The following is a 10,910-nucleotide window of genomic DNA, read 5'->3' as shown; positions in this document are numbered from 1 at the left end:
AAGCAACCGTCTCTTTTGTGTTCGGGGTCATGGTGCCACTGGCGCTGCTTGCCTATTTAGCCGGCTCGCCATGACAAGACATCGCCGCGGCTATCTGCGCTTTTACTTTTTCTGCAGCGGATGGCTACGCCGCCCGCTGAGCGCGAACGTTGAAAGGCCGCTTTAGGGCGCTGTGTTCGTCAAGCCAAGGACCGCACTCGCTGGCGGCCGCCCGTGGAGTGCCCTTCCAGTGGCAGATCTGAATCTCCAGGGCTCCCGACGAGTTATCGAAACTCTCTCCTTTTCGTCTTCAGTCCTCCGAGCAACGCCGTCAGATCCTCCAGGTGGCCGGCAATCAGATTGCTCACGCCGTCCGCCCGCTGCCAGGTTCCCTTGACCGCCAGCAGCCTTGAGTTCAGCGTCTCCTGACGCTGCCGTTCCCAGATGGCCTTGTGCACAATGACTTGCACCTCGCCAGTCTCGTCCTCCAGAGAAATAAAGATCGTCCCCTTGGCGGTCTCGGGCTGCTGGCGCGTCGTCACGATGCCGCACGCCCTCACGGCCCTTCGATCGGGCGCGGCCTCCAGGTCCGCGGCTGTCATCAACTGCCGTTCCCGCAACTGCGGCCGCAGCAGCGCCAGCGGATGGCGCCGGAGCGTCAGCCCCAGCGACTCGTAGTCCTTGACGATGGCCTCGCCCTCGGGCGCCTCGGGCAGTTCCAGGTAGTCCTCGTTGACAGGCGCGCCTTCCAGCAGCGGCGGCGCCGCACGCAGGGCTGCGGCGTCCCAGGCCTGCTGTCGCCGGTGGCCGCTCAGGCTCATCAACGCGTCACCGGCCGCGAGCGCGGTCATCTGCGGGTGGTTGAGCCCGGCGCGCAGCGACAGATCCTCGGCGCTCTCGAACGGCATCTCTTCGCGTGCCTTCGAGATCGCCTGGGCCGAGGCCTCCTGCAGCCCCTTCACTAACCGCAAGCCCAGCCGCACAGCCATCCCGGTGCCCGTCTGCTCCAGCTTGCAGTCCCAGTCGCTCAGCATCACATCCGGCGCCAGCACCGTGACGCCATGGCGCTTGGCGTCCTGCACCAGTTGGCTCGGCGAATAAAAGCCCAGCGGCTGCGCATTCACCATCGCTGCCAGGAACTCCATGGGGTGGTGATGCTTCAGCCAGCAGGATGCATAGACCAGCAACGCAAAGCTGGCCGCATGGCTCTCCGGGAAGCCGTATTCGCTGAAGCCCTTGATCTGGTTGAAGATGGCCTCGGCGAACTCGCGCTGGTAGCCCCGAGCGGCCATGCCTTCGATGATCTTGCCGTAGTGCTGCTCCAGCCCGCCCTTGCGGCGCCAGGCCGCCATGTCACGGCGCAGCCGGTCGGCCTCGCCACCCGAATATCCGGCAGCCACCATCGCCACCTGCATGACCTGTTCCTGGAACAGCGGCACGCCCAGCGTGCGTCCGAGCACGGCCTCCAGGTCCCGGCTTGGATAGGTCACGGGCTCCTGCCCCTGCCGGCGCCGAAGATAGGGATGCACCATCTGCCCCTGGATGGGCCCGGGCCTCACGATGGCGACCTCGACGACCAGGTCATAGAAGCAGCGGGGCTGCAGGCGCGGCAGCATGGACCGCTGGGCACGAGACTCGATCTGGAACACACCGATGGTGTCGGCCCGGCAGATCATGTCGTAGGTGGCTGGGTCTTCGGCGGGGATGTCCTGCATCTGGAAGTCGAAGCCGCGGGCCTGGCTCACGAAGTCCAACGCCTTGCGTATGGCGGTCAGCATGCCCAGGCCCAGCACGTCGACTTTCAACAAACCCGCCGCATCCAGATCATCCTTGTCCCACTGGATGACCGTGCGGTCCGGCATGCTGGCGTTCTCGATGGGCACAAGACGCGTCAGCGGGCCATGCGTCAGCACGAAGCCACCGGGGTGCTGCGACAGATGCCGGGGCATGCCGATCAGGTCCCGTGTCAGATCGAGCAACTGGCGCACCGCCAGATCCTCGGTGTCCAGACCGGCCTCACGAAGCCGGTCGGCGTCGATCGCGTTGCCGTCCCACCACTGGTGAGAGCCGGCCAGGCGCTCCAGCGCTTCCAGCTCAAACCCCAGCGCCTTGCCCACATCCTTGATGGCGCTCTTGACACGGTAGGAGATCACCACCGCGGCAAGTGCCGCGCGGTCACGCGTGTACTTGCCGTACAGGTACTGAATGACCTCCTCACGCCGCTCGTGCTCGAAGTCGATGTCGATGTCCGGAGGCTCATTGCGCTCCTTGGACATGAAGCGCTCGAACAGAACGCTCATGCGGGCCGGGTCGACTTCGGTCACGCCGGTGCAGTAGCACACCACCGAGTTCGCGGCCGAGCCCCGCCCCTGGCAGAGGATGTGCTGGCTGCGCGCGAACTGCACGATGTCGGCCACCGTCAGGAAGTAATGCTCGTAGTGCATTTCCGCGATCAGCGCCAGCTCGCGCTCGATCTGCTCGGTGACCGAGGCCGGGATGCCGACCGGCCAGCGCCGCCCAGCCCCTTCATAGGTGATGCGCCGCAGATAGCTGCCCGGTGTCTCACCGTCGGGCACCACTTCCGAAGGGTAGTGATAGCGGATCTCGTCCAGCGAGAACTCGCAGCGTGCGGCCACCTGGAGCGTCTGCGCCATCAGATCGGCGGGGAAGGTCCGGGCGAGCCGCCCGCGCGTGCGCAGGTGGCGCTCGGCATTGCGGTCCAGCGCCCGGCCGCATTCGGTCAGCGGCTTGCCCAGCCGGGTCGCGGTCATGACGTCCATCAGCGGCTTGCGGCTGCGCACGTGCATCGTCACGTCGCCGACGGCCACCAGCGGAATCTCGGTCTCGCCGCTGACCTCGCGCAGGCGAGCCAGCCGCACCTCGTCATCGCTGAGCTTGAGCAGATCCAGCCCCAGCCAGACCCGCCCCATGAAGCGGCTCAGCAGCCAGCGGGCCAGTGCGATCAGCGCCTCCGGTTTGGCACGGCGCTCCGGGCAGGCGACCACGATGCAGTCGTCGAGGTCCTGGGGCCCGAAGTCATCGGGCGTCGCCGAGTACTTCCCCTTCTCCGAGCTGCGCCGCAGCTTCGAGATCAGTTGGCACAGGTTGCCGTAGCCATTGAGGTTGCAGGCGTAGACGACAAGGGTGTGAGGGAAGGTGCAGTCCACCTGGAACTGGCTGCCGACCAGCAGCCGGATCGCATATTCCTTGGCCGCGACATGCGCGCGGACGATGCCCGCCATCGAGCACTCGTCGGTGATCGCGATGGCGGCATAGCCCAGGGCCTTGGCGCGCTGCACGAGCTCCTCCGGCCAGCTGGCACCCTTGAGGAAGGAGAAGTTGCTGAGAACCCTCAGCTCCGCATAGTCCGGCAGCGCCGCCGCGGGTCGGTCAGGCGAAGTGCCCATGGAGGTACCACGCGGTGCGGCCGTCGGCATCCTGCCTGTTGAAGATGGACAGCACCCCCGCGGTGTCGGACTGGGCAATCCAGTAGTCCCGCACCACGTTGCGCGTCGCCGAAGTGCCGGGCGGTCGATCCCACCAGCCGCCTTCAACGCGGTCCGGGCCGATCAGCAGCGTCAAAGGGCCTTCGTAGTGCGGACGGTCGTTGATGACGGCCAGCTCCAGCGGCTTCTCCAGCACAAATGTCGGCTCCGGCTGTTCAGGCACCGGTGCCGGTGTGCGCCTCTTTTGCTTGGCCAGCGGGGTCCAATGGGTCATCCACTCCATGCGGTGGTCATCGACCAGCACCGGCTGCAACACGCTCCGCGGGCCCAGGCGAGCGGCGATGCGTTCGAGCACGAGGTACAGCGATTCCCCCGAACCCAGGCTCTCCGGCAGCAGGGATGCACTCTGCTCGGTCAGCGCCTGGACGCCGACCGCATCGATCTGCAGCTCGCCCACCGGTGCCAGAAGCTCCAGCTTGGCCAGGTGCTCGGCCAGCAGCCTCACGAAGTGCTCCAGGTCTCGCAGCGGCTCGGCCGAGCGGATCGTCACTTCACCACCATCGCCGGCGTCCTTGGCGCGCATCGAGTCGTGAATCCACCGGAACCGGAACCCCACCGCGCCCGCATGCCGTGCCGCCAGCCAGCCGCACATCTGCATCAGCAGGGGCCGGGCGTACATCAGCAGCGCGGGTGCATGGTCCTCGCGGGCCGGCAGCTCGATCCGCGCCGAAAAATCCTCCGGGATGCCTTCGTACTTGAAGACCTCGACGCGCAGCCCGTAGACCTGATCCAGCGCCGCAAGCAACGCGGCCCCAAAGCGGCGGCTGACCTGGGCGCGTGGCAGGCGGCGCAGTTCACCGAGCTGGGTGATGCCGGCACAGGACAGCGGCTCCGCATGGGCAACAGCTGCGGTCAAGGCGGCCAATGGCAGCTCGTCCATCACGGGTTGCAGCAGGCGATGCCCGAGGTCGAGCACACCGCACCGCGCCATCACCAGCGCGGCCATCGCCGTGGGCGCCCACCCGATGCCGACGACGCCCAGATCGGGCGCTTCGGCACTGACCCGTTCCTTCAGCGCGTCCAGACCCTTGAACAGCCGAAGGCTGGATTCCACCTCCATCGCCACGGCGCAGCCCTCCACCACAGCCACGCGGGGCGTGAACTGCAGGGACCACAGCACCAGGCCGCGCAGGTCGTCAGAGACTGGCGACGCGGTCGAGGACTTCGCGGGCGAGATGGCTGGGATCGAGGTGAGCAGAACGACCCACAACAACGTGGTTCTCCTTGGACGTGCTTGAGGACTTCAATGCGCTGGGCCGGCGCGTGCGAGCGGTCAGGACGTTTTCGATGCCTCCAGGCACAGAACTCAATTGCAGCGCCACCTCCTGGGCCGGCCCCTTGCGCTTGACGATCTGAACTTCGATCTGCCAGTCCACCAGGGGTCGGGCCACGACGCGAAGAGGAGCAGGCGACGGGTCATGGCGGGCGACCAGCGGCCTGCAGACGAAGACGAGCCCTTCGCAGGCCTGCGCCAGCACCTGCAGGCGCCTCAATTGCTCGGGCCTGGCCTGCGGCATCCAGGTCACGACGGCCGCAGCGGCGTTGGCCCTGAGCAGTTGCTCGGTCGCCCACAGCCGCTGCGACGGCGCGTTCGCAACCACCCAGCTCAATTGCTGTTCTTCGATGCCGAGGTGTCGCAGGCCCGGCAGGTGCAGCGGCTTGGGCGGGCCCACGGCGACGACGGCACGGCCGCCCTTGAGCAGCGGACGCAGTGACGGCCCGATGAGGCGCCACTCCTGCACCGACGGCTGAGGCTGCAGGATCTCGATCAGGCAGCCGCAGGGCCAGCCCCCCTCCGGGATCTCCGCGTCCAACGCTGCGAAGCCGGTGCTGACGGCAGACGTCCTTGAATGGCCCAACTGGTCTGCCCGCCAGACCGAATCGATCAGCGCGTCAGGCAGCTCACAGCCAGGACCGGCGGCGTTCTGTGCAGGCGATGCCAGCTCGATGGGCTCGACGGCCGCATCGCACAGTTCGCGGGCAACAGATGGACTCGGCAGCGAGGACAACAAGTCCTCCTGCACCAGATTGGCAGGCATTCGGATGTGAGGTGAGCGAGATCAGGGGGCCTCGAATTTGCTTCGAATACTGTACATGCATACAGTACACCACGGGACGCCATGAGTCCATCAGGTGGCCGACCGACCTGGGGTGCGGGCGGTCGTCTTTCACACACGCCACCCTTCCACCGATGTGCGATAACGCCCTCTCCCCATCAGCAGGGCCAGTTCATCCATGTGCTATTCAGCCCAGATCCGCGCCAATTACCGCGACTACGTCCGACTGTTCGGCGCCCACCTCAGCATCAAGGAGTTCGTCCAGCTCTTCTTCAACCGACAGGAGGCCAAGCTGAAGATCCCGAAGGCTGTGGAAGCTGCGTTCGAAAGAGAGGCGAGCACGCCCGAGGAGCAGGAGATCAAGCGCCTCATCGAGTCCTTCAAGGCGGATCGGGCCATGGCGCTGGAGAAGGAGTTGTTCACGCAGCGCAAGCGCCTGGCCGACGCCGAGCGCATCGCGCAAACCAACCCCAAGCCGGCCAAGACCGTGCTGGACAGCCTGCGCATTGCGCCCTCGAAGATTTCCAAGGCACGGCTGGACCTTGAGGACCTGCGCAGAACGGATCTGCTCGACCGGGACTCGCGCATCTTCCCGGGCGTGTATGCGCCGGTGATGGTCGTCCGCGATGGCCAGCGCGTCGTGCTGCCGATGCGCTACCAATGCCGGCCTGCCGGACGGCCGGCGGCGTACGACATTGAATACCCCGGCACCTACAACGCGCGCCGGGACAACCTGGAGCGGTTCTGGAAGGGGCAGTTCGGCTACACCCACGGCATCCTGCTGGTAGACACCTTCTACGAGAACGTCAAGCGCCACGACATGGAGCATCGCTCGCTAGAGCCGGGCGAGAAGCCCGAGAACGTGATCCTGCAGTTCCAGCCCAATCCACCGGAGCTCATGTACATCGCCTGCCTGTGGTCGCACTGGACAAAGGACGGCGAGCCGGACTTGCTGTCCTTTGCGGCCATCACCGACGAGCCCCCGCCCGAGGTCCGGGATGCCGGGCACGACCGCATGATCATCCGCATCAAGCCGGAGCATGTGGACGCCTGGCTGAACCCCGATCCGAAGAACCTCAAGGCGCTGTACGAGATCTTTGATGACCGCGCGCCGGCCTACTACGAGCATCGTCTCGCTGCTTAGCGCAGCGAAAGGGGCAACCGCATGAGCAAGCCGATGAAAGGTGCAGCCGGTCAGATGGGCCTGGGGTCTTTTGGCGACGGCAATGTCGTCTTGCTGGACGGCGGCATGCGCCTGCGGCTCGATGACCGGGTCGACTTCTGGCCAGGCACCCAAACCTGGAAGACCGTCATTGACGGCCCCGAAGGCCCTGCAGACGGCAGCAGCCTTGCCAGCCTGCTGGACTATCTGAAACGCACCCGTGAAGCGCAGGGGCGCCCCGTGTCAGCTCCTTTGGCTCGACGTTCTGATCGGGTGGTGATTTGCGACTACTGCGGCAGGCATGCGGCCCTGTACGGCGGCCTCGACGTGTACCCGGACCGCAAGGACCTCGCGGAACGGCAGTTCTGGGTTTGCTGGGGCTGTGATGCCTGGGTGGGCTGCAAGAAGAACTCTGACGAGCCGTTTGGCGAGCTGGCCGATGAAGCGCTGCGCGCCGCACGCGTCGCGGCGCACAGGGCGTTCGATCCGATCTGGGAACAGGAGCTGATGAGCAAACTTGAGGCGTACGAATGGCTGGCTCTGACGCTGAACATGCCACGCGAGGAATGCAGGATCGGCTTGTTGAAGCTGGAGGATTGCTCTCGGGTAAACCAAGCCGTGTGGGAGCGATTCGGAGCGCTGGCGCTGGACTGATCGGGGGCGGAAATTCCGATCTGCGTGGGCTGTTGCCACGTATTCGTCCGCCAAAGTTACCTTGAAATCTGAAAGCCTATGCAGCGGCTACCGCCTGCAGTCGAAGGCCGGTTGGTACATAGCAAAGCCGTCCGAGTCCTTTACCTGTACCGCCGCGTGGACTTCGACCGCCTCGCAAGGCAAGGCCGTCACGCCGAAGCGTGGCCGGCGGGAGGCGCTGGTCTCCCAGCCGTACGAATCCAGAATTAGCTGCGAGGCGCCGTCTGCGTCCTTCAAGACGACTACCCATACGTGGGAGTCGATGCCTTGCGCCTCCGACGCCACCCAGTAAGGCAGGTGATGCCTTTCAGCGTGTTCAACGCATTTCAGCGCCGCGATGCGATCAGCGCCCAGTGCAACGAAGCCGCACGCTCGCATGCTGGTAGGCACGATACCGAGCACCGCGCTTTGTGCCTCGGCGTGCCACATCCGCACCTGCTGTTCCTGTCGCGCCGCCATTTCCGCGTGTGACAGCCATGGCCGGCCGTCCAGGCAGACCAGGCAGACCAGGCAGACCAGGCACAAGCAGGCCCCCACCCCGCTTAGCAGCGAGGTAAGGATGCCGAAGGCGGGATTGACGAACATGGCCTGGCGCTGTCGCAGCGTTGGGACCATGTTGTAGCAGGCCGTCCAGGCCAAGCATCCCTTCAATCCCTGAGGCGACGTGACAGCGATGGCCGGGCGGCGTTCACGCTGTTGGTGCCCAGCGATGCGGTAGAAGTTCTCCGAGGCGGTAGGCAGGCTGGCTCGGCAGCCGCTCCAGGACTTCGCGAAGGTAGGCGTAGGGATCAAGCCCGTTGAGCCTGGCCGAGTGGATGAGGCTCATCGCTGCCGCAGCCCGCTTGCCCGCGCGCAGGCTGCCTGCGAATAGCCAGTTCCGCCGCCCGAGCGCAATGGGGCTGATGCGGTTCTCCACCCAGTTGTGTCCAGGGATAGATCGCCGTCGTCGAGGTAGCGCGTCAGCGCCACCCAACGCTTGAGGCTGTAGTCGATGGCGCGCGCGGTGGCTGAACCGTCGGGCACGAGTTGGCATTGCTGTCGCAGCCACTGGTGCAGGGCGCCGGCCAGTGGCCTTGCAGCCTGCCGGGCTTCAAGCCGAGCAGTGTGGGCATTGGCGGTGGTTCGCTCGACCTCGTAGAGTTGGCCGAAGAACTTCAGCGCCTGCTCGCCGACCTGGCTACCTGGTTGGCCCAGAGTTCATGGAACTTGCGCCGCGCGTGCGCCATGCAACCGACCTCCGTCACGCCCTGCTCAGTTGCAGTCCCAGCACCTTGCCGTAAAGAAGCAGGAGCGCAGACAAAGCCTTGCGATGGCTGGACGGCGACAGCCCACGGTCGGACGCCAGATAGGTCAGGAAGGCCTCAACCTGGGGGCCGCCCATCTCCGCCAAATGGTGCAGGCCGTGGAACCGGATGAAGGCCCGAGACCAGTACAAGTACGCCTGCTCGGTAGGCCTGCTGTAGTGCAACATCCGAACGCGCTCACGCAACTGGTCAAGCAGCCTAACGGCACGCAACGGCGGTAAATTGGCCGGAGTGCTCGGGCGCAAAGCCGCGCGAGGGATGGCTGGACGCACGCCGGCAGGCAGCATGGCAGTCGCCACTTGGCGGTGCCGCGAACCTGCCAAGCAAGTATGTAACGGACGCGGCTTTTGACGTGAAATTTAGTGCTGTATGAATGAACAGTCAAATGGGATGAAGTCCAGGATCGACAAGCACTTGGCATGCACGCGGGGCGACCCGTTACTGCGCGGGTTGCCGTGATAGGCCGCGCCGACCTGCGGTCTACAACACGTTAGGGTTTTCAATGCCGTTCTACCCGCCTCATGAGCTGCCGCCAATGCGAAGCGCATCGCATGAGCGTCCGTTGCCACAGGCCGCACCCTGGCGCCTTGCCCGGTTCATAGTCGTGGCAGCCCTGGTCGGCCTAGCACTTGCGGTGGTTCTGTATTGGAGCTTCGGCAACATCGTCGTAGTTGCGGTGGTGCCGGCTTTTGCCGCAGTCGGTTGGTACCTAGGCACCAATCCCCTGGCGTGCAAGTCAGGCGTTCCTCAGCCTCATCAGGGGCCAGTGCTTTGGTAGTCCATCTCGCCCTAACCGGGGGGCGCTCCAGCCGACGGCCTACGGCCGTGGCCGAGCTGTCACGTTAAAAGGCAGTCCCGATGCGCTGCACCGCATGTGAAGACTTTCAGCCCACGGTTGATATCTGTTCGCCATCTCTGTTGGAGCGAGTCGTTGCACACGCTCGCGCGTCGACTGTGCAAGGCATCCTGAAGTACGAGTCCTTCGAATCTGATCGCGAACTCATCGGGCAGCCATCCTTCCTGCAACTTCAGCCTGGCCAACCTTGGCCTGACTTCATGCGCTATCACTTCAGCTGCACTCAATGTGGTTCCAGCTTCCTGCTTGAGGCTGAGACTCACCATGGGTCAGGGGGATCGTGGCGCCAAACTTGCCAGCAGCCTTCTAACCCTGCGCTCCAGCCGACGGCCTTTCACCGAAGCTGAGATTGAACGTTAGCCAGCATGGCCGAGAACCCATCCAATCGCGAGTTCGCAAGCAGCGTCAGTCTAGTTGTCACGGGCAACGACCTCAACCCGTCGGACGTAACCGCTGCGCTCGGTATAGAGCCCGATAGCAGTTGGCGTCGCGGGGATGCCAAGCGAGTTGGTAGCGACCTGTACGAATGGGGCGGCTGGAAAAAGCACTTGTCCGGCCGGGACGAGGATGACCCGTTTACACCGGAGCTTCAAGTCTGGGTTGATCTCCTTAAACCGCGAACCGCCGAGATTCGTTCGCTCCAAGAAGTGGGATGCAACCTCGTGCTGGTTTGCTTCATCAGCGTCTCTGGTGCGGCGCTGGTGGAGTTGACGCCCAGCTTCCAGCGGGAGCTCGCATCGCTCGGAGTCGATGTTCATATGACCATTTGGGGCGGGCAGAATGCTGGCTAACCTTGCAATGCAGCGGATGGCTTCGCCGATCGCTGAATTTGAACATTAGGCATCGTCAACGTGCGTACATTCAGTCTCGTCAGCGCCCTCATCGTCGGCTTCATTTTCTGGCGATTCACTTCAACGCTCTCGGGTGGCGTTGCGTCTCTTGGTAAGGTTGGGCCAGCAGATGCGGCAATCTTCCTTACGCCAATCGTTCTGTTTGCGTTGCCACTTTCTGCAATTGCTGCGATTCGCTCTTCCCCATTGATCAGCCTTTGGATCTGTGCGGTCGCACCGCTTTTTGGGTTGTGCAATATTGTCCTGACCGTCGCATTGAGCGTGAGGGGTGCGAGTGCAAGTTCGAGGCAGGGCTGGCTGCTTGCGTTTTTGTGGTTGCTGTTGTTGGTACTCGCCATTGCCGCCATGGCCCGTCACGCGCGGCAAGCGAAGGTGGGGATGAATCGGTCAGAAGGTGAAGCGACCATGCGCAAACCACAACCGACAGACCAAGCGGCGGCGGAGATTGTTCCGTTTTTCCAGGAAGACCCAAGGCGAACACTGGATTCAGTGCCTGAATCGC

The 10,910-nt window shown here is 64.5% G+C and carries 8 protein-coding genes and 2 pseudogenes; 4 read left to right on the top strand and 6 right to left on the bottom strand.

Features of this window, described 5'->3' with window-relative positions:
- Positions 1-263: 263 nt before the first annotated feature.
- From VGF12_RS09285 to imuA, 3 genes are read right to left on the bottom strand one after another with little or no spacing between them, the layout of a single operon-like run.
- Positions 264-3,386 carry an error-prone DNA polymerase gene (locus VGF12_RS09285; protein ID WP_331175753.1) on the bottom strand — a complete coding sequence of 1,041 codons (3,123 nt, stop codon included), beginning with the start codon at positions 3,384-3,386 and terminating at the stop codon, positions 264-266.
- A complete protein-coding gene (locus VGF12_RS09280; protein ID WP_331175752.1) occupies positions 3,370-4,698 on the bottom strand; it encodes a DNA polymerase Y family protein in 1,329 nt (442 codons plus the stop codon). Before VGF12_RS09280 ends, VGF12_RS09285 begins: the two co-directional genes overlap by 17 nt.
- Positions 4,622-5,524 carry a translesion DNA synthesis-associated protein ImuA gene (imuA, locus tag VGF12_RS09275; RefSeq protein WP_331175751.1) on the bottom strand — a complete coding sequence of 301 codons (903 nt, stop codon included), beginning with the start codon at positions 5,522-5,524 and terminating at the stop codon, positions 4,622-4,624. The genes VGF12_RS09280 and imuA overlap by 77 nt, the downstream gene beginning before the upstream one ends.
- A 196-nt stretch (positions 5,525-5,720) precedes the next feature.
- On the opposite strand from imuA, the gene VGF12_RS09270 reads away from it, so the two are divergent.
- Together VGF12_RS09270 and VGF12_RS09265 are read left to right on the top strand one after the other, a co-directional pair.
- Positions 5,721-6,686, top strand: a complete 966-nt coding sequence (locus VGF12_RS09270) for an SOS response-associated peptidase family protein (protein WP_331175750.1) — start codon at positions 5,721-5,723, stop codon at positions 6,684-6,686.
- A 21-nt stretch (positions 6,687-6,707) separates the two neighbouring features.
- Positions 6,708-7,358 carry a zinc-finger-containing protein gene (locus tag VGF12_RS09265; RefSeq protein WP_331175749.1) on the top strand — a complete coding sequence of 217 codons (651 nt, stop codon included), beginning with the start codon at positions 6,708-6,710 and terminating at the stop codon, positions 7,356-7,358.
- Between the two features lie 87 nt (positions 7,359-7,445).
- On the opposite strand, the gene VGF12_RS09260 is transcribed toward VGF12_RS09265, so the two are convergent.
- The 3 genes and pseudogenes from VGF12_RS09260 to VGF12_RS09250 all read right to left on the bottom strand — a co-directional run.
- Positions 7,446-8,036 carry a hypothetical protein gene (locus VGF12_RS09260; protein WP_331175748.1) on the bottom strand — a complete coding sequence of 197 codons (591 nt, stop codon included), beginning with the start codon at positions 8,034-8,036 and terminating at the stop codon, positions 7,446-7,448.
- Positions 8,037-8,085: 49 nt separating this feature from the next.
- Positions 8,086-8,650: pseudogene (locus tag VGF12_RS09255) on the bottom strand (IS66 family transposase); the annotation flags it as partial.
- An 11-nt stretch (positions 8,651-8,661) separates the two neighbouring features.
- Positions 8,662-8,988: pseudogene (locus tag VGF12_RS09250) on the bottom strand (phage integrase N-terminal SAM-like domain-containing protein); the annotation flags it as partial.
- Positions 8,989-9,922: 934 nt separating this feature from the next.
- Between VGF12_RS09250 and VGF12_RS09245 the strand changes: the two are divergent.
- Together VGF12_RS09245 and VGF12_RS09240 are read left to right on the top strand one after the other, a co-directional pair.
- Positions 9,923-10,348 (top strand): DUF4279 domain-containing protein, encoded by a 426-nt coding sequence (locus VGF12_RS09245; protein WP_331175747.1) that lies wholly within the window; start codon positions 9,923-9,925, stop codon positions 10,346-10,348.
- Between the two features lie 60 nt (positions 10,349-10,408).
- Positions 10,409-10,910, top strand: a 502-nt coding sequence (locus VGF12_RS09240) for a hypothetical protein (RefSeq protein WP_331175746.1), incomplete at its 3' end; no start/stop codon positions are given.

This window comes from Roseateles sp., from assembly GCF_036404855.1.
GTDB lineage: Bacteria > Pseudomonadota > Gammaproteobacteria > Burkholderiales > Burkholderiaceae_C > Pelomonas.
This window is presented reverse-complemented; position numbering and strand designations above follow the sequence as displayed.